This is a genomic window from Streptomyces sp. NPDC006197, from assembly GCF_040613865.1.
Classification (GTDB): domain Bacteria; phylum Actinomycetota; class Actinomycetes; order Streptomycetales; family Streptomycetaceae; genus Streptomyces.
In genome coordinates this window covers 1-18,550 of the sequence record NZ_JBEXSZ010000006.1, presented here as the reverse complement: position 1 = coordinate 18,550, position 18,550 = coordinate 1, and the positions used below count along the sequence as shown (strand labels likewise).

17 protein-coding genes are annotated in these 18,550 nt (G+C 70.9%); 9 read left to right on the top strand and 8 right to left on the bottom strand.

Going from position 1 to position 18,550, the window contains the following annotated elements; translation table 11 throughout:
* The first annotated feature begins 74 nt into the window (after window positions 1–74).
* From ABZ318_RS02950 to ABZ318_RS02930, 5 genes are all read left to right on the top strand, one after another.
* Window positions 75–647 (top strand): hypothetical protein, encoded by a 573-nt coding sequence (locus tag ABZ318_RS02950; RefSeq protein WP_356900804.1) that lies wholly within the window; start codon window positions 75–77, stop codon window positions 645–647.
* Window positions 648–731: 84 nt separating this feature from the next.
* Window positions 732–911 (top strand): hypothetical protein, encoded by a 180-nt coding sequence (locus ABZ318_RS02945; RefSeq protein ID WP_356900723.1) that lies wholly within the window; start codon window positions 732–734, stop codon window positions 909–911.
* Between the two features lie 117 nt (window positions 912–1,028).
* Window positions 1,029–1,448, top strand: coding sequence for a BlaI/MecI/CopY family transcriptional regulator (locus ABZ318_RS02940; RefSeq protein ID WP_093875467.1), 420 nt, complete (start codon window positions 1,029–1,031; stop codon window positions 1,446–1,448).
* 15 nt (window positions 1,449–1,463) lie between these two features.
* Window positions 1,464–1,982, top strand: coding sequence for an amino-acid N-acetyltransferase (locus ABZ318_RS02935; RefSeq protein WP_123452951.1), 519 nt, complete (start codon window positions 1,464–1,466; stop codon window positions 1,980–1,982).
* Between the two features lie 141 nt (window positions 1,983–2,123).
* Window positions 2,124–2,459, top strand: a complete 336-nt coding sequence (locus ABZ318_RS02930) for an Lsr2 family protein (RefSeq protein ID WP_030324199.1) — start codon at window positions 2,124–2,126, stop codon at window positions 2,457–2,459.
* Here ABZ318_RS02930 and ABZ318_RS02925 read toward each other — a convergent pair.
* Window positions 2,438–3,025, bottom strand: coding sequence for an SCO3374 family protein (locus ABZ318_RS02925; protein WP_356900722.1), 588 nt, complete (start codon window positions 3,023–3,025; stop codon window positions 2,438–2,440). The genes ABZ318_RS02930 and ABZ318_RS02925 overlap by 22 nt on opposite strands.
* A 460-nt stretch (window positions 3,026–3,485) precedes the next feature.
* On the opposite strand from ABZ318_RS02925, the gene ABZ318_RS02920 reads away from it, so the two are divergent.
* Window positions 3,486–6,008 carry an ATP-dependent Clp protease ATP-binding subunit gene (locus tag ABZ318_RS02920; protein ID WP_190155752.1) on the top strand — a complete coding sequence of 841 codons (2,523 nt, stop codon included), beginning with the start codon at window positions 3,486–3,488 and terminating at the stop codon, window positions 6,006–6,008.
* Between the two features lie 61 nt (window positions 6,009–6,069).
* Here ABZ318_RS02920 and ABZ318_RS02915 read toward each other — a convergent pair whose 3' ends face one another.
* From ABZ318_RS02915 to ABZ318_RS02905, 3 genes are read right to left on the bottom strand one after another with little or no spacing between them, the layout of a single operon-like run.
* Window positions 6,070–8,778 (bottom strand): NACHT domain-containing protein, encoded by a 2,709-nt coding sequence (locus tag ABZ318_RS02915; protein ID WP_356900721.1) that lies wholly within the window; start codon window positions 8,776–8,778, stop codon window positions 6,070–6,072.
* Window positions 8,775–9,107, bottom strand: a complete 333-nt coding sequence (locus ABZ318_RS02910; protein WP_356900720.1) for a trypco2 family protein — start codon at window positions 9,105–9,107, stop codon at window positions 8,775–8,777. The genes ABZ318_RS02915 and ABZ318_RS02910 overlap by 4 nt, the downstream gene beginning before the upstream one ends.
* A gap of 38 nt (window positions 9,108–9,145) precedes the next feature.
* On the bottom strand, window positions 9,146–12,205 hold the full coding sequence (locus ABZ318_RS02905) for an NACHT domain-containing protein (RefSeq protein ID WP_356900719.1): 3,060 nt from the start codon (window positions 12,203–12,205) through the stop codon (window positions 9,146–9,148).
* 472 nt (window positions 12,206–12,677) lie between these two features.
* On the opposite strand from ABZ318_RS02905, the gene ABZ318_RS02900 reads away from it, so the two are divergent.
* Window positions 12,678–13,364, top strand: a complete 687-nt coding sequence (locus ABZ318_RS02900) for a M23 family metallopeptidase (RefSeq protein ID WP_356900718.1) — start codon at window positions 12,678–12,680, stop codon at window positions 13,362–13,364.
* A 12-nt stretch (window positions 13,365–13,376) separates the two neighbouring features.
* Here the strand turns inward: ABZ318_RS02900 and ABZ318_RS02895 are convergent, their stop codons facing one another.
* The gene (locus tag ABZ318_RS02895; protein ID WP_356900717.1) at window positions 13,377–13,931 is read right to left on the bottom strand and encodes a helix-turn-helix domain-containing protein; all 555 of its coding nucleotides are present in this window, start codon (window positions 13,929–13,931) and stop codon (window positions 13,377–13,379) included.
* Between the two features lie 111 nt (window positions 13,932–14,042).
* Between ABZ318_RS02895 and ABZ318_RS02890 the strand changes: the two genes are divergently transcribed.
* Window positions 14,043–15,629 (top strand): MDR family MFS transporter, encoded by a 1,587-nt coding sequence (locus tag ABZ318_RS02890; RefSeq protein WP_356900716.1) that lies wholly within the window; start codon window positions 14,043–14,045, stop codon window positions 15,627–15,629.
* Between the two features lie 94 nt (window positions 15,630–15,723).
* On the opposite strand, the gene cseC is transcribed toward ABZ318_RS02890, so the two are convergent.
* The 3 genes from cseC to ABZ318_RS02875 form a co-directional block, all read right to left on the bottom strand.
* Window positions 15,724–17,040, bottom strand: a complete 1,317-nt coding sequence (gene cseC, locus ABZ318_RS02885; RefSeq protein ID WP_356900715.1) for a two-component system sensor histidine kinase CseC — start codon at window positions 17,038–17,040, stop codon at window positions 15,724–15,726.
* 17 nt (window positions 17,041–17,057) lie between these two features.
* Complete coding sequence (gene cseB / locus ABZ318_RS02880; RefSeq protein WP_356900714.1) at window positions 17,058–17,756, bottom strand: two-component system response regulator CseB; 699 nt, start codon at window positions 17,754–17,756, stop codon at window positions 17,058–17,060.
* A 70-nt stretch (window positions 17,757–17,826) separates the two neighbouring features.
* A complete protein-coding gene (locus ABZ318_RS02875) occupies window positions 17,827–18,411 on the bottom strand; it encodes a hypothetical protein (protein ID WP_356900803.1) in 585 nt (194 codons plus the stop codon).
* Here ABZ318_RS02875 and ABZ318_RS02870 point away from each other — a divergent pair.
* The coding region (locus tag ABZ318_RS02870; RefSeq protein ID WP_356900713.1) for a hypothetical protein at window positions 18,323–18,550 on the top strand (228 nt) is incomplete at its 3' end. The two genes, ABZ318_RS02875 and ABZ318_RS02870, sit on opposite strands and share 89 nt — an antisense overlap.

The following is an 18,550-nucleotide window of genomic DNA, read 5'->3' as shown; positions in this document are numbered from 1 at the left end:
GATCGCTAAGCGAAAATTGTCCGATTAGCGCGTAGTGTCGGCCCATGCCCACGCCATACGGATCCCGCGGCGGCATGGCGTTCAGCGCGGACGAACTGCGTGTGCTTCGCCGCGCCCTTGCCACCGCCCTCCACCCTGCCCCCCTCCAGGAGGAGGACGTCCAGGACTGCCTGCGTCTGACCGAATCCGTGGACGAGGCGGTACGCGAGGCCGGCCGGCTGCGCGCCTTCCTCCTCGACGACCTGGCCCGCTACCGCGAGGCGCTGCCCGGGTCCCTCGGCGGTTACCTGGAGCTCCTCCGGGACGCGCTGGCCGCCGGCTACGAGCCCGCCGCTGACGACCTCGCCGCCCTGCGCGCGCTGCGCCGCAACCCGGCCGCCGCCGAGCTGCTCGCCCGCTGCCAGGTCCTCGCCGAGCGCTCCGTACGCGCGCGCCTGGCCCGGGTCTCCCAGGCCACCGCCCCGGCCGTGCCCTCCCCCTCCCGGGCCCGGCTGCTCGCCCTGCCCGGCGGGCGCGGGGCGGGCGACGAGCCCAAGCCGACCCCGCCCGCCCCGGCCGAGCGCCCGGTGCCCAAGCCCTCCGAGGCCTTCCCGCCGCGCCGCCGCCCCGTACCCCCGCCCCCGCCCGAGGAACGGGTCGCCGGATGAGGGGGTGACCCTCCGGTCAGGCCGGGCGCGGCACGCGCCGACCCGGCCTGACCGGAGGGCCACCCCCTGGCTACTCTGGACGGCATGGACTACGTATCCGCGCTCCTGCCCCCCGTCGTGATGGCCGCGTTCTTCATCGCTCTCGTCGTCACGATCGTCAAGACCCAGGGCGGCCCGAACAAGGCCAAGGAGGACGCGGCCGTGGACGCCGCCCTCGCCCGCGCCGAGGCGGCCCGCCAGGCGGACGGCTCCGCCGCCTCCTGAGGCCCCGCCGGCCCCGTACCACCGAGGACGTGCGACCTTTCGAGGTCGTGCGTCCTTTTTGTTGGTTTCTTGTCGCCAATAGCCCCGTATTGACGCTTTTCGCACTATGGTGACGCTGTGCCCCGTCCATTGGGAGAGCTCGAAGACGCCGTCATGACGCGCGTCTGGCAATGGAACCGCCCGGTGACCGTCCGGGAAGTTCTGGAGGACCTCCAGCAGGAGCGGTCCATCGCCTACACCACCGTCATGACCGTCATGGACAATCTCCACCAGAAGGGCTGGGTCCGCAGGGAAGTCGAAGGCCGCGCCTATCGATATACGGCGGTCTCCACCCGCGCCGCCTACTCGGCGGCCCTCATGAACGAGGCCTGGGCACAGAGCGACAACCCCGCCGCCGCACTCGTCGCCTTCTTCGGGATGATGTCGCCGGAACAGCGGGAGTCGCTGAACGACGCCATCCGGATCGTCCAGCGCGACAGCCCCCTCCCCGCCGCCCCGCGGGAGCCCGAGGGTGGCGAGGGAACAGCCCGCCCGTAGCGATAGCGTCCCCCCATGTCGACCTCCGCCAAAGCCGTCACCGTCCGCAGGGCCCGCACCAGCGACGTCCCCGCGGTCCGCCGCCTCGTCGATCCTTTCGTGCAGCGCGGCATCCTGCTCGACAAGGCGACCGTGACCCTTTACGAGTCCATCCAGGAGTTCTGGGTCGCGGAACGCGACGAGGACGCCACCGTCGTCGGCTGCGGCGCGCTCCACGTCATGTGGGAAGACCTCGCCGAAGTCCGCACTCTCGCCGTCGATCCCGAGTTCAAGGGCGCCGGCGTCGGACATCAGGTGCTGGACAAGTTGTTGCACACCGCCCGATGGCTCGGGGTGCGGCGGGTATTCTGCCTGACCTTCGAAGTCGACTTCTTCGCGAAGCACGGGTTCGTCGAGATCGGCGAGACCCCGGTCGACGGAGATGTCTACAGCGAGCTCCTGCGTTCCTATGACGAGGGAGTCGCCGAGTTCCTCGGTCTCGAACGAGTGAAGCCGAACACCTTGGGCAACAGCCGGATGCTTCTGCACCTGTGACGCGGAAGCCCGGGATCCCTATGTCCGAATCGCGCACGTTTCCCGTGGTGCCGGGGTTCTGAACCTCTCCCAGGGGTTTGTGTTTTTCCGGGAAAAGCGGTTTCCTTTCCGCGTACTGCATTTTCGATGAAAGGAAATCCGGTGGCACAGAAGGTTCAGGTCCTTCTTGTCGACGACCTCGACGGCGTCGAGGCGGACGAGACCGTGACGTTCGCGCTGGACGGCAAGACCTACGAGATCGACCTCACCACCGCCAACGCGGAAAAGCTCCGTGGCCTGCTCGAGCCGTACACCACGAGTGGCCGTCGCACCGGTGGCCGCACCACCGGCGGACGCGGCAAGGGCCGCGCCGTGGCCACGGGCAGCCAGGACACCGCGAAGATCCGCGCGTGGGCCAAGGAGAACGGCATGAACGTCAACGACCGCGGTCGCGTGCCCGCCGACATCAAGGCTGCCTACGAGGACGCGAACCGCTGAGGCGACAGCTGCTGAGCCGTCCCGCGGGTACGGGCGCTCAGCAGCCGCACCCGATGGCACTCCGCGGCGGCGGCGGCCACGAGACGCACCAGACAGGGGGCGCCCGCAACGCCCCACGGTGCGGACCGCAGCACCGGGAGCGAGGACTCGACCTCGCGGCCCGGCGCGGGCGCCCGCAGCCACACCGCGGCGCCCGGCGCGCCGGATCCGCCCCGCCCCGGGGGAAGGGGTGCGGTCATCCGGCCGTCGGCACCGAGGATCGCGAGATCCAGTGAGATCCCGCCCCACTCCAGCCAGTCGAGCAGCCCCGGCAGCTCCTCCGCGCTCCCCGCGGCCACGAGCAGCCCCATCCGGCGCCCCATCAGGGCCACCGGACCCGTCGCCGCGCCCATCCGGCGCAGCACGCCCCGGCCGGCCTCGACAGGCACCTCCAGGACGTCGAAGCGCAGCCCGGTGACCAGCCGCACCGGCGGCCCCGCCTCCGTCGCCCAGCCGAGCTCGTCCTCGTACCACCGCGCCACATCGCCGTCGATCGGCGAGCGGGGCGGCGGGACGGTGAAGGCCATGTCCGGGGAACTCCCGAGGGGGCGTCTTGGTTACGCCCACGGTGACACAGCGTCCCCGTCGGTCGCGCAGGGTGTCCGGGATGGGGCGTAAGGGTGCATTCGAGCGCGCAAGGGTGTTCGCTGGTAGCGGAGGGAACCGGGGTGCGCCGCATGGAGTGTCAGTCCTTACGGGTAAGACATTCCTAGTGGGGAGGGGCGACTCGCGGGCTTCGGCGTCTCACGTTCGCCATCGGCGTACTGATGGCGCGGGTAACTACTTGGCCTGCGGGAACATCGTCTCGCACCATCGGGTTGGAGCATTTGTCGGCTGTTCGGCAGCAGGTCTCCCCGCTGAAGAGGGGGTGATCCGGACGGATGTCGGCAGTTGGAATGAGCGGTCCCCGCTTGCGGGACTAAGCTGCGGAAGGACAGGGAGGGGATCGACCCCTAACTGACTGACCGCTCTGAGGAGCGATTAACGATGTTCGAGAGGTTCACCGACCGCGCGCGGCGGGTTGTCGTCCTGGCTCAGGAAGAAGCCCGGATGCTCAACCACAACTACATCGGCACCGAGCACATCCTTCTGGGCCTTATCCACGAGGGTGAGGGTGTCGCCGCTAAGGCCCTGGAGAGCCTCGGGATTTCGCTCGAGGCGGTCCGCCAGCAGGTGGAGGAGATCATCGGCCAGGGGCAGCAGGCCCCGTCCGGGCACATCCCCTTCACCCCTCGTGCCAAGAAGGTCCTGGAGCTGTCGCTCCGGGAGGCCCTCCAGCTCGGCCACAACTACATCGGCACCGAGCACATCCTGCTCGGCCTGATCCGCGAGGGCGAGGGCGTCGCCGCCCAGGTCCTCGTGAAGCTGGGCGCCGACCTCAACCGGGTGCGGCAGCAGGTCATCCAGCTGCTCTCCGGCTACCAGGGCAAGGAAGCCGCCACGGCCGGCGGTCCTGCCGAGGGCACCCCCTCGACGTCCCTGGTCCTCGACCAGTTCGGCCGGAACCTCACCCAGGCGGCCCGCGAATCCAAGCTCGACCCGGTCATCGGGCGCGAGAAGGAGATCGAGCGGGTCATGCAGGTGCTGTCCCGCCGCACCAAGAACAACCCGGTCCTCATCGGCGAGCCCGGCGTCGGCAAGACCGCCGTCGTCGAGGGCCTGGCGCAGGCCATCGTCAAGGGCGAGGTGCCCGAGACCCTCAAGGACAAGCACCTCTACACCCTGGACCTCGGCGCGCTGGTCGCCGGCTCCCGCTACCGCGGTGACTTCGAGGAGCGCCTGAAGAAGGTCCTCAAGGAGATCCGCACCCGCGGCGACATCATCCTGTTCATCGACGAGCTCCACACCCTCGTGGGTGCGGGCGCCGCCGAGGGCGCGATCGACGCCGCCAGCATCCTCAAGCCGATGCTGGCCCGCGGTGAGCTCCAGACCATCGGCGCCACCACGCTCGACGAGTACCGGAAGTACCTGGAGAAGGATGCGGCCCTCGAGCGCCGCTTCCAGCCCATCCAGGTCGCCGAGCCGTCGCTGCCGCACACCATCGAGATCCTCAAGGGTCTGCGCGACCGGTACGAGGCCCACCACCGGGTCTCCATCACCGACGAGGCCCTCGTCCAGGCCGCGACCCTGGCCGACCGGTACATCTCGGACCGCTTCCTCCCGGACAAGGCGATCGACCTGATCGACGAGGCCGGCTCCCGGATGCGCATCCGCCGGATGACCGCGCCGCCGGACCTCCGCGAGTTCGACGAGAAGATCGCCGGCGTCCGCCGCGACAAGGAGTCCGCGATCGACTCGCAGGACTTCGAGAAGGCCGCGTCCCTGCGCGACAAGGAGAAGCAGCTCCTCGCCGCGAAGGCCAAGCGCGAGAAGGAGTGGAAGGCCGGCGACATGGACGTCGTCGCCGAGGTCGACGGCGAGCTGATCGCCGAGGTCCTCGCGACCGCCACCGGCATCCCGGTCTTCAAGCTGACCGAGGAGGAGTCCTCGCGTCTGCTCCGCATGGAGGACGAGCTCCACAAGCGCGTCATCGGCCAGAAGGACGCCGTCATCGGCCTCTCGCGGGCCATCCGCCGTACCCGTGCGGGTCTGAAGGACCCGAAGCGCCCCGGTGGCTCGTTCATCTTCGCCGGCCCGTCCGGCGTCGGTAAGACCGAGCTCTCCAAGGCGCTCGCCGAATTCCTCTTCGGCGACGAGGACGCGATGATCTCCCTCGACATGTCGGAGTTCAGCGAGAAGCACACGGTTTCCCGCCTCTTCGGTTCGCCGCCCGGATACGTCGGCTACGAAGAGGGCGGCCAGCTCACCGAGAAGGTGCGCCGCAAGCCGTTCTCCGTCGTCCTCTTCGACGAGGTCGAGAAGGCCCACCCCGATATCTTCAATTCCCTTCTCCAGATCCTGGAGGACGGTCGCCTGACCGACTCCCAGGGCCGGGTCGTGGACTTCAAGAACACGGTCATCATCATGACGACCAACCTCGGGACCAGGGACATCTCGAAGGGCTTCAACCTGGGCTTCGCCGCCCAGGGCGACACGAAGTCCAACTACGAGCGGATGAAGGCGAAGGTCAGCGACGAGCTGAAGCAGCACTTCCGCCCGGAGTTCCTCAACCGTGTGGACGACATCATCGTCTTCCCGCAGCTGACGCAGGAGGACATCCTCCAGATCGTCGACCTGATGATCAGCCGCGTCGACGAGCGCCTCAAGGACCGGGACATGGGCATCGAGCTCTCCCAGTCCGCGAAGGAGCTGCTCGCCAAGAAGGGTTACGACCCGGTGATGGGTGCCCGGCCGCTGCGCCGGACGATCCAGCGCGAGATCGAGGACACGCTGTCGGAGAAGATCCTCTTCGGCGAGCTGCGCCCCGGTCACATCGTGGTCGTGGACACGGAGGGCGAGGGCGAGGAGCGCAAGTTCACCTTCCGCGGCGAGGAGAAGACGGCCCTGCCGGACGCCCCGCCGATCGAGGCGGCGGGCGGCTCGGGCCCGAACCTCTCGAAGGACGCGTAAGGCGTAGCTGAACAAGGGGCGGCCCCGGAACCCGATGGTTCCGGGGCCGCCCCTTTGCCGTCTACCGGGCGGTGAGCCGGTCACCGAGGGCGGCGGCGCCGATGATTTCGTCGCGAAGCACTCCGCTGACCTGCACCGACACGGACGGCAGGTCGACCAGTGCTGTCAGGTCCGTCAGCCGGGGGCAGTCACTCAGGATGATCATGCCGAGGCGGGAGCAGTCCAGCGCTCGCAGGAAGCCGAGATCGGTGAGCCGAGGGTTGAGACCGAGAGCGAGAAACGTCGGCCGGTGCTTGTCGAGTCCGCGGGCGAGGTCGTCCTCGTCGAAGTCGCCGATGATCTGGACGGCCTTCTGGTCGCGCAGGGTGCTCAGGACGCGCAACTGTGCCGCTTCGGTCACCAACAGCAACTCGTCGTCGAGGTGCGGGGCGATCTGGCGGGCGAAGGCCTCCGAGGGGAAGGCCCCCCACTTGCTGGCGAATCTGCCCGGGTGCCCCGCCTCGCAGAAGGCTCGGGCGTACGGCAGGGCCGCCTGGCCTCCGATCGAGACGATCAGATCGGCGACCGGGCCCACGGCATCCGCGGGTACCGTTTCCGGCTTCGGCAGCAGCGGCAGCACGTGCTCGCCCAGGCGGGCCAGTTGGCCGACCTGCTGCCGGTCCCTCGGCAGCACCACCGACTTCACCGCCTTCCGTACCCGTCCGTGCAGGCTGCCGTCCAGCCAGGCCGCGTGCTGGGCCGCCAGGGCCGCCAGGACGTACAGCGTGGTCTTCAGCTCCCGTTTGCGGGTGGCCGAGCCGGCCGCGAGGAGGCCCTCGACCAGGACGGGCAGGTCGCGGCGGGTGCAGTGCCCGGCCGCCAGGAGCAGGACGTCGTGCCACTGCTGGTCGTGGGCGTGGCGAAGGGCCTCCTTGAGCTGGTCGCCGTCCACCAGTTCCTTCGCCGCCAGGAAGTCCTGGAAGGTGCGGTGGGCGAACTGGAAGACGTCGTCCGTGCGCTCCTGGAGGAGCCCGCTCCGGTTCAGGAGGTGGGTGAGGATCTCCTCGGGGGTGCCCTGGCCGGCGACGTCCGGCATGCCGGGCAGGGCGCGGGCGAGCTGCCGCAGGGCCTCTTCCCGGGTGAACTCGGTCTGACCGCCCCGGACCAGCCAGGCCGCGAGCCGCTGGAGGAGCTCGGTGTGCTCGTCGACCGTCATGCCGATGCCGTCGGGGGTGCCGATCCCGCGCTGTTCGTCACGGGCGCCGAGCAGCATCTGGAGCGCGGAGGAGTAGAGCGCCCAGCGGGTCTTGGGCAGGAAGCCCTCCCGTAACCGGTGCAGGGCGCAGATGACCGCGCAGAGCAGCGGGGTCCGGGCGAGGTCGGCCAGGGCGGGGTTGTGGTCGAACTGCTGGGCCAGGTCGCGCTCGAGGTCGGCGAGGTTCCGGTCGGGGTCGCCGTCCAGCCGGGCGGCCGCGTGCCAGGCCGCGACGAAGGCCTGGATGTCGGCGTCCCGGAGCGGCAGGAGGGTGAGTTCCTCGAACTCCTCGGAGGCGAGCCAGTCGGGGGCGACGGCGAAGGGCCGTACGGTCGCCACGCAGCGGGTGCGGGGGTAGCGGGCGAGGAGCCGGGAGAGCCAGGCGTGGGCGGCCTCGCGCTCCTCCGCCGGGACCTCGTCCAGGCCGTCGATCAGGAGGAGTCCCCGCCCGGCGGCCAGGACCCGGCCCGCCCAGCCCTCGGGGGCCGCGTCGACCATGAGACCGGCGACTCCGGGCAGGTCGGCGGGGGAGGGGTAGCCGTTGCCCCGGGCGCGCAGGGTGCGCAGCGGGACGACGAAGGGGACGAGGCCGTTCAGCCCGGCGAGGTTCGGCCCGAGGGTCCCGGCGGAGGCGTGCGCGGCCAGCCACCACACGAGGGTGGTCTTCCCGGCCCCGGCGTCGCCCCGGAGGAGGACGCGCGGCCGGGAGGCGAGCAGGTCGTCGACGCGCTGCGGGACGCGGTCGGGCGAGCCGGGGGTCTTGGAAGCGGCCTCCAGGGAGAGGTAGGCGGTGTCGAGGTCCCACTGGGAGGCGCGCTTGCCGAGCTCGTCGAGGCCGAAGATCCGGGTGCGGCGGTAGGCGGCCCCGACGGCGTCCGCGTACTCCTCCTCGTACGGCTGGTCGTGGGGGTGCGTGCCGGTGATCCGTACCGGCGGGGCGATGCCGGGGGGAAGCAACCGGCGCACCTCCTCGTCCGCGAGGATGGCGGTCAGGGGCACGCACTCCAGGCGGCGGTGGCCGCGTCCGCGCGGTACGGCGCGGACGATGCCCAGGAGCTTCCCGTCGGCGAGGACGGGGGCGCCGGACAGGCCCGAGAGGGGCGAGGGGCCGTCCTCCGTCCCGGTGACGGGAGGGTGGTCCAGCTCGACGGTCAGTGTGCGGCGGAGGAGCCCGGCCATGGGCAGGACGGTGCCGGTGAACTGGTCGACGTCCGGCTTCTGGCCTTCGTACCGCTGGACGCGGGGGAAGCCGATGATCTCGCAGCCGGGTATCGGCCGGTCGGTGGCGAGGGAGCTGAACCGGGGCGGTACGCCGAGGAGAAGGCTGGACTGGAGAAGGAGGGCGGCGTCGAGGCGGTCGTCGGACCAGACGACCGGCAGCCGTCCCGGCACCGCCTGGTGCGGGGCCACGGCCGTGGCGCTGCGGGCGCCGCCGAGGACGTGGGCGCTGGTCAGGATGAGGCTCGGGGTCAGCAGGACCCCGGTGCCCTGCTGCTCGCCGAGGACGGCGAAGACGGTGGCGGTGGAGCCGCTCACCGCCCCTCGGCCCCGCCACCGAAGTCGGACAGGTCCGCGCCCTCGTCGTTGCCGACGAGCCAGGGGCCGTTGTCCGTGGCGTTCCGGGGCTTCAGGGTGAAGGAGACCCGGTGGGTCTCGCCCCGGGCGCGGGAGGCGTCGGCACCGGCCTCGACGACCCAGGCCTTGACCTTGCCGCCGGCCTTCACCTCCTTGCGGAGTTCGATGGTGAACTCCATCTCGATGTCGCCCACTTCGAAGGCGACGGGCTGCCCGGTCGCCCGCGTGGCGGCGGCGACGAGCTGGTCGCGTACGGAGGCGATGGCGTCGGCGAGCTCGATGTCGGTCATGACCATGAACGTATCGGGAGAGGCGGAGGGCGGTCGGCTCATGTGCGGATCTCGACCGTGGGTGCGAGGGCTTCGGTACCGGTGAAGCGGCCGCCGAAGCCATGGACGCGTCGGAGTTCGGTCAGGGACGCCAGCGGTGTGAGGTCGTGGACCTGCCCTTCGCGGCCACCGTAGAGGACCAGCAGGTGCAGGGCGGGGAAGGACCGGGCGATGACGTCCAGCGGTGCGGTGCGGCCGGAGCACTCCACCCACAGATTGTCCGTCTGCGGCAGCCTCAGCGATTCCGGGATGCTCTTCACGGTCTCGGCTGTCAGGTCGAGCAGCGAGAGGCCGTCCAGAGCGGCCACCGCGTGCCAGTCCTCCTCGCTCATGACGGCGTCTTCGCTGATGTCGAGGGTATGGAGACCGGCCAGGCGGTGCAGGAAGGCGAGTCCTCCTGTGGGACGGCTGGTCAGGGTGAGGTTGCTCAGCTTGTTGTCGGAGGGGAGGTGGCTCAGGAACGGGGCCAGTTCTCCCGGCAGCCGCACCATCTGCGTCTCGCTCAACGCCGCGCGGAGCACGGCCATGCCGTCGGGGGTGAGGCTCGGGCTCCTGCGCAGGTCGAAGCGCTCGGGGCGCAGCCCGAGGCGGGCGATCTCGGCTGCCTGGTCGTCGGACACCAGCGTGAAGTCGAGGCCGCTCGGATCGAGCCGGGCGATGATCTCCTCCGCGTAGGGGGCCGTCGTGAACCGGGCCCATCCCCACATCAGCTGGGAGCGGGCGCCCAGAGAGGGATGGTCCGCGAACCGTGCGAGGTACGGCAGCGTGGCGTCGTCCGTGATGTGGGTCGCCGTGATCACCACGTCCTCTGCCGCTTCCTCGTCCAGCCCCTCCGGGCCCGGCAGCAGGTCCAGGACCGCACGTCCCACCGTCGCCAGCTCCCGGGCCTCGTCCGGGCCGCACGGCGGGATCACCTCGGCCGTGCGGGCCAGGATCCGTTCCCGGATCTCCGGTGCCACCTCCGTCGCGTGGTTCAGCGCCGTCGCCGCCACCACCAGGACGCGGAGCTGCGTCCGGCGGTCCGGTGCCGCGTCCGCCGCCTTCAGCAGCTCGTCGAAGATCTCCGCGCACTCGCGCGGGCGCGCGTGTCCGACGGCCATGCGGATGACGTCCTCCCACTGGTCGTCCGCCGCGTGCCGGACGAGGACGCCGATGTCCCACCGGTCCACGAGGGCCTTTGCCGCCAGGTAGTCCTGGAAGGTGCGGTGGACGAAGTCGACCGTGTCCGCCGTCGGCTCGCGCAGGAGGCCGCTGCGGTGGAGCAGATGCGTGAAGACGGTGCCGGGGTCGTAGCCGGCCGCCTCCGTGATCGCGGGCACGGCCTCCCGTACGACGTCCTGCGCGTGCGCGCGGTCCATCGTCGTGCGGCCGTTGAGCGTCAGCCAGTACGCGATCCGCTGGATCAGCTGGATCTGCGGGGTCTCGCCGAGGTCGATCCCGTACGGCGTCCCCATGTCCCGTTCGCGGTCGCGGCGTGAGAGCAGCATCGAGAGGGCCGCGTCGTACAGGGCCTTGCGGCCGCGCGGCAGGAAACCGCGCCTGCCGTGGTGCAGGGCGCAGATCAGGCCGCACATCAGGGGGTTGGTGGCGAGCTGGGCGACGTCCGCCGTCGTGCGCAGGGCGTCGAGGAGGGGCTGTTCGTACGGTGCCGCCTCCGGCCCGGCGGCCCGGTGCCAGCGGCGGACGAAGGTGGCGACCTCGGTGGAGGACATCGGGGCGAGGGTGAGTTCGGCGAAGCCGTCCGGGGCGAGCCAGTCGTCGCGCACGGCGGTGGGCCGGGAGGTCACGAGCCAGCGGTTGCCGTCGTAGGAGTCGAGGAGGTCGCGGAGCCAGCGGCGCGCGCGGTCCCGCTCGGCCTCGGGGATCTCGTCGATGCCGTCGACGAGGACCAGGCCGCGCCCGGCGGCGAGGACGCGGTCGGCCCAGCCGTCGGGAGGGGAGAGCGGGCAGTCGACGGCGGAGAGGAAGCGGTCGGGGGCGGGGAGCCGCTCGCCGTGGCGGGTGAGGGAACGGAGGGGGAGGACGAAGGGGATCCGGCCGTGGAGGTACGCCATGTCGTCCGCGAGGTCCCCGTGTGCGGCTGAGACGGCCAGCCACTGGATGAGGGTCGTCTTGCCGGAGCCGGCCGTGCCACGGAGGAGGACCTTGTCGTGCCGGGCGAGGATCTGGTCGGCGCGGCCATCGAGCGGGTCGCCTCGGCGGATGGCCGCGGCGGTGTCCGCGAACGGACCTGCGGCCGATCCCGCATCCGCGCCCATCCATGCGCCGGCCGGCCCCTCCGGAGCCACCCGCTCGGCCGCTGCCCGTGCCGACGGCTCCGCCTTCCCCATCCATGGCGAGAGCCATGAACCCCCCGTCGCCTCCAGCGACAGGTACGCCACGTCCAGCGGCCACTTCTCCGGGGCGTCCCGGAGGTCCACGCCGTAGATCGTCAGCCGGCCGTGCTTCTTCGCGAGGTGCGCCAGGTACCGGCGCTCGAAGTCCGCGTCACGCGAGTCCGTCCGGGGTGTCCGGCGGATGACCTCGTCGACCTTCGCGATGAGCTCGGTCTGGGTCCGGGTCTGTTCGACCAGGCTGCGGGCGACGAACGTGGAGCGCTGGGTGAAGAACTCCAGGAGGTGGAGGCAGGCCCACTCGGTCATCGACTCCAGGTAGAGGACCGAGTCGGTGGAGAGGCCGTCGGGGGCCGGGGCCGCCGTCCGCAGGCGGCGGGCGAGGTCGCGGTGGCCGAGGCGGACGGCCTGGACGTCGTCCATGTCGAGGTCGCCGAGGGCGAGCAGGGTCCTGGCGAGGGTGTCGGTGACGGCCTCGGTCTCGTCGGTGGGGAAGGGGGCTTCGCCGGGGCCGCCCGTCGAGCGTCCGACGAGGGTGGCGGCGAGCTTCTGGACGTCCTTCTCCGTGAGCGTGCGCTTCTCGCCCCGGAAGGAGACCAGGGAGGAGAGCCGGATCTTCGAAGAGCCGGTGAGGCCCGCCCCCGGGCCGTCGCTGACCAGCAGTTTCTTCAGGAGTGGGCTGATCGCGGCCGAGGTGAGGCGCGTGCCGATGAGTGCTGGTTCCATGTGTGCCCCCCGTGGGTCCCCGAAGTGATCAGCGTAGTGCGGGAGGGGCTTTCGGGGGGTTGGGTTGCGTGACCCAGGTCCCATTCGGAGCCGGGCGCTGGTGACAAGGCGCACAGGGGTTTTGAAGGGTACTAAGCGGGATAGTGGCTCACATTGACGGCGAATCGGGACGTTCAGGTATCAACCACTGGTCCTTGGGCCCGTCGGGTCGTGAACCGGGCCGTGCGCCGTGTTTTGGGCGGTTCGGGGTGGGCTCGACATGCGGATAAACCGGTTTCGCGGGGTTGTTTTGTCCGATTTCGCGGCTCGGTCTCCGGGCTGTCAAGGGACGTATTCCTTCGGAGATCGCTACGACGCGATGTCGTAGATGGGGTGTTTTGGGATGGGCTGGGGCTCGGGTTACCAAGGATGAGCAAGCCCGGCGCAGCACCGTCCGCGTCGGGTCCCGTACTTCCCGGAGGTTTTCCCCCGTATGTCGAAGCGCGTCATGAACCCCGCCGCCCGTATCACCGCCGTTGCTCTCGCCACCGCGGGTCTGGGAGCGTCGCTGGTGGCCGGAGCAGGGTCCGCCTTCGCCGCCGAGGGCAAGGTCGCCGCGGCCCCGGTCGCCCTGACCGCCTCCGCCGCCGTCGCCGCCCAGGCCGACGCCCAGGCCCACGTCGCCGCCCAGGTGAAGGCCGCCGTCGCCAAGGCCGCCGCCGTGAAGGCCACGCCCGTGAAGGCCGCCAAGAAGGTCACCCCGGCCTGGGTCAAGCCGGTCACCTCGTACGCCCTCAGCGCCAGCTTCAACCAGGGCGGCGCCATGTGGGCCCACAAGCACTCCGGCCAGGACTTCGCCGTCCCGGTCGGCACCCCGGTCAAGGCCGCTGCCGCCGGCACCGTCGTGAAGGCCGGCCCGAACGGCGGCGGCGACGGCCCCGCGTACGGCAACGCGATCGTCGTCAAGCACGGCAACGGCACGTACTCGCAGTACGCCCACCTGTCGAAGATCAAGGTCCACATCGGCCAGAAGGTCGGCGCCGGCCAGCAGATCGCCCTCTCGGGCAACACCGGCAACTCCTCCGGCCCGCACCTGCACTTCGAGATCCGTACGACCCCGAACTACGGCTCCGCCGTCAACCCGATGGCGTTCCTGCGGGCCCACGGCGTCGGCGTCTGACGCTGACGACCGTCAGGCCCGGTGGGCCTGCTGGATCAGATCGAGGGCGACCTCGAGGACGGCTTCCTGCTGCTCCTCGGGGTCGCCCTCGGCGTTCTGCGTGAAGAACGTGCCCGCGTGCAGCGTGAAGATCGCGCTGACGGAGCGGACCCTGTCCTTCACCGAGGAGTCGGGCTCCTGGACGAACTCGTTGAGCGCGAGGAAATGCTCCTTGAAGGTGAGCCCGATGCTCAGGTCGCGCACGGTCGCCTGGTTCTCGTGCATGAAGCGGAAGAGCGGGGCCGCGGCGAGCAGGGCCTTCTGGTAGCGGCGCAGGATCTCCTGCTTGGTCTCCAGGGTGCGCGGCTGCTCGGCCGCCCAGGCGAGCAGCTCGTCCATCGGCCGGGTCAGGTCCTCGAAGATCCCGGCGATGATGTCTTCCTTGGTCTTGAAGTGGTAGTAGAGCGCCGCCTTCGTGACGTCCAGACGTTCCGCGATCTCCCGCAGCGAGGTCTTCTCGTACCCCTGCTCGGCGAAGAGTTCGAGAGCCACGTCCTGGATGCGCTGGCGGGTGTTGCCTCGGGCCATGACGGGTCTCCGCTTTCCAGAAAACTTACTTGACGCCCGGCTAGTTACCGGCCTACCGTCCTCAGTGTAGTAACTAGCCGGGCGGCAAGTAAGGGAGCGACGGGGACCGACATGGCGACGAAACAGAACATAAAGGCAGCGCAGGGGGAGGCCGCGGACCCGCAGCCGCGCAGCGTACGCGTCGTCCTCCTCGCCCTCATGATCGCGATGCTGCTCGCGATGCTGGACAACATGATCATCGGCACCGCCATGCCGACGATCGTCGGTGAGCTCGGCGGCCTGGAGCACCTCTCCTGGGTCGTCACCGCCTACACCCTGGCCACCGCCGCCTCCACCCCCCTCTGGGGCAAGTTCGGCGACATGTTCGGCCGCAAGGGCGTCTTCCTCACCTCGATCGTGATCTTCCTGATCGGCTCGGCGCTCAGCGGCATGGCCCAGGACATGGGGCAGCTCATCGGCTTCCGCACCGTCCAGGGCCTCGGCGCCGGCGGCCTCATGGTCGGCGTCATGGCGATCATCGGCGACCTGATCCCGCCCCGCGAGCGGGGCAAGTACCAGGGCATGATGGCCGGAATCATGGCCCTCGCCATGATCGGCGGCCCCCTCGTCGGCGGCACCATCACCGACCACTGGGGCTGGCGCTGGTCCTTCTACATCAACCTGCCGCTCGGCGCCGTCGCCCTCGCCATGCTCACCACCGTCCTGCACCTGCCGAAGAAGCAGCGCGCCACGGGCACCCGGATCGACTTCCTCGGCGCCGCGCTGCTGACCGCCGGCATCACCGCGATCGTCCTCGTCACCACCTGGGGCGGCACGGAGTACGCCTGGGGCTCGGCCACCATCGTCGGCCTGGCGATCGGCGGCGCCGCCGCCCTCGCCGCGTTCCTCTTCGTCGAGACCCGGGCGAGCGACCCGATCATGCCGCTGCACATCTTCCGCAGCCGCAACTTCACCCTGATGTCCCTGATCGGCTTCATCACCGGCTTCGTGATGTTCGGCGCGGTCCTCTACCTGCCGATCTTCCAGCAGGCCGTCCAGGGCGCCTCGGCCACCAACTCCGGCCTGCTGCTCCTGCCGATGCTGCTGTCGATGATGGTCGTCTCGCTGCTCGTCGGCCGCTTCACCACCAGCACCGGCAAGTACAAGGTCTTCCCGATCGTGGGCGGCGCGCTCATGGTGGCCGGTCTCTTCCTGCTCTCCACCATGGACACCGGCACCTCGCGCCTCGTCTCCGGGATCTGGATGGCCGTCCTCGGCGCCGGCATGGGCTTCCTCATGCAGATCACCATGCTGGTCGCCCAGAACAGCGTGGAGATGAAGGACATGGGCGTCGCCTCCTCCTCCACCACCCTCTTCCGGACGCTCGGCTCCTCCTTCGGCGTCGCGATCATGGGCGCCCTCTTCACCAGCCGCGTCCAGGACGAGATGGCCTCCCGCGGCGGCGGCGGGCTCACGGAGCGGACCGCCCAGCTCGACGCGGCGAGCCTCGCCAAGCTGCCGGCCGCGCTCCGCGAGGCCTACCAGCACGCGGTCGCCTCCGGCACGCACGGCGCCTTCCTCATCGGCTCGGCCGTCGCCGTCCTCGGCTTCGTCCTCGCCTTCTTCGTCAAGGAGGTGGCGCTCCGCGGCGCCGGACCGGCCGCGGAGCCGAAGGCGGAGTCCGGCGACGACGCGCCCAAGGTCGCCGAGACGGTCTGATCCCTCGTAGATCCCTCATACGGATCTCTCGTACGGATCCCTCGTACGGATGTGGGGCCGGTCCCGTGAAGGGGCCGGCCCCACATCCATGTGCTCACTCCGCCAGGCGCAGCACCGGGAAGCTGCCCGTGTTCGTCGGCGCGTGGTCCGGCAGCCACAGCACCGCGATGGCACCGCCCACCCCCTCCGCGGCCCCCTCCGAGGCCACGTTCCGGAAGGTCAGCCGGGCGCCGAGGACCCGGGCCTGGCCCGCCGCGATCGTCAGCCCCAGGCCGTGGCCCTGGCCCGCGCGGTCGCTCGTCCCCGTACGGAAACGGCTCGGGCCCTCCTTGAGGAGCGACTCGGGGAAGCCCGGACCGTGGTCGCGGACCCGGACCACCCGGCCCTCGACGGTGACCTCCACCGGCGGCTTGCCGTGCTTGGCCGCGTTGGCGAGGAGATTGCCCAGGACCCGCTCCAGACGGCGCGGGTCGGTGTTCACCCAGGACTCGTGCACGACCCGGACGACGACCTCCGGGTCCAGGGTCCGCACCCGCCGCTCCACGAACTCCCCGAGCGCGATCTCCTGGAGCTCGGCCCGCTCCGACGCGCTGTCGAGCCGGGCCACCTCCAGGACGTCCTCGACCAGCGTCCGCATGGCCTGCGCCCGGTCCCGTACGAGCTCGGTCGGGCGCCCCGGCGGCAGCAGCTCGGCCGCCGTGAGCAGCCCGGTCACGGGGGTGCGCAGCTCGTGCGCGATGTCGGCGGTGACCCGGCGCTCCGCCTCGATCCGCTCGTTCAGGGCGTCGGTCAGGGCGTCGACGGCCCAGGCCAGGTCGTCGGTCTCGTCCCGTACGACCCCGCCGACCGCGTCCCGCACCCGCACGTCCGTGTTGCCCTGGGCCACCCGGCCGGCCGCGACGGCGGCCTTCCGCAGCCGCCGCGAGAGCCCGCCGCCGATGAGCACGCCGAGCGCGCAGCCGCCGAAGACCACCGACACCGAGCCGATCACGAGGGCCCGGTCCAGATCGCTCATGATCGTCGCGCTGCGGTCGGCGAAGGGGATGTGCAGCGACAGCACGTCGCCGTTGGCGAGCGGCACGGCCGCCCACACGTCCGGCGGCCCCCCGTGCCGGTGCTCCTGCACGTACGTCCCGCGCCGCTTGTCCCGCATCAGCTGGTCCAGCTGGTCCGGCAGCGCCGGGTCGTTGATCTTCGTGCCGAAGCGGGGCTCCTTCGGCTTCGACGTCTCGTACATCCGCTGGGCGAAGAGCAGCCGCTCCATCTGCACCTCGCGCGCGTTGTCGAGCATGGAGATGCGGGCGGCGTTGTGCACGACGATGCTCAGGGTGACCGCGATGAGGGCGCCGACCGCCGCGATGGCGACGGCGATCTTCCAGCGGACCCCGGTGCGCAGGGGCAGCAGCTTCACACGCACGAGTACGAGCCCTAGCTCTTGAGCTTGTAGCCGAAGCCGCGCACGGTCTCGATCCGGTCCTGGCCGATCTTGGCGCGCAGCCGCTGCACATGGACGTCCACGACCCGGGTGTCACCGCCCCAGCCGTAGTCCCAGACCCGCTCCAGGAGCTTGTCCCGGGACAGCACGGTGCCCGGCGCCGTCGAGAACTCCAGGAGCAGCCGCATCTCGGTCGGGGTCAGCCCCACCGGCGCCCCGCCCCTGCGGACCTCCATGCCCTCGGTGTCGACCTCCAGGTCGCCGAAGACGAGGAGCCCGCCGTCCGGCGCGTCCCCCTGCTCGCCCGCGCCGGCGCCGCCCGCGTGCCCGAAGCGGCGCAGCACGGCCCGGATGCGGGCCATGAGCACCGAGCCGTCGAAGGGCTTGGTCACGTAGTCGTCGGCGCCCGCCTCCAGGCCGAGCACGACGTCGATCGAGTCGGCGCGCGCCGAGAGCATGATCACGGGCACGGTCGACTCGTCGCGGATGCGGCGGCAGAGGCTCACCCCGTCCATCCCCGGCAGCATCACGTCGAGGAGCGCGATGTCGGGCCGCTGCGCCCGGAAGGCGTCCAGGCCGGAGAGCCCGTCGGGCATGGCGGTCACCCGGAAACCGTCCCGCTCCAGGGCGAGCTGGGTGGCCTCACGGATGACGTCGTCGTCCTCGACGAACAGGACATGGGTTTCGGCCATCGTGCGTGCCCTTCGGGGTCTGTGCGTTCTCTCGGTCGGTGGCGGTCGGCGGTTCGGGGCGGTCCACGGCTCAGCCGGTGGGGGACGCGGCCGGCGCGGGCTCCGCGCCGTCGCCGACGGCCCTGCTGTAGTCGTTGTGCACCCAGTCGTGCTGGGTGAACCTGCTTCCCGACCAGCGGTAGGTGATCACGTCCTCGCCCGAGGGGTACGCGACCGGGTCGCCCTTCGCGTACACCTGCTTGGTGACGACGAGGTCGCCCCGGTCGATCGTGGCGTAGACGGCCGCGTCCTCGGCCATGAAGACGTTCTCGTACCGGTCGCTCTGCTTGCGGTAGACGTACGTGCCGATGCCGACGGCATCGCCGCAGGTCATCACGTTGACGACGACGTCGGGGGCGGAGGCGTTCGTGAGGTCGCCGTAGGAGGCGTCCACGGGGTACGCGTCCGCGACGCACGGCTTCAGATCGCTCTTCAGCCGCTGGCCGATCTTCGGGTCGGCCTTCAGGAGCGCGATCGGATCCACCCGCTCGGCCGACTGCGGGCCGGCGGTGTCGGAGGCGGAGGGGGTGGGCGCCGCGGCGGCGATCTCGTCGGTGCGGGCCGCGCCCTCGTCGCGGGAGCCGGTGCCACCGGTGGAGCAGGCGGCCAGGGACAGCCCGACGGCGACGAGCCCGGCCGTCGCCGTGACGCTCGCCGCCTTGACGGTACGGCGCGGGCGGCGGCGCCCGGTCGCAGCGCAGCTGGACGAAGACCTCGCGCTCGGCGTCGATCACCTCGCGGGAGAGGCGCCGGTA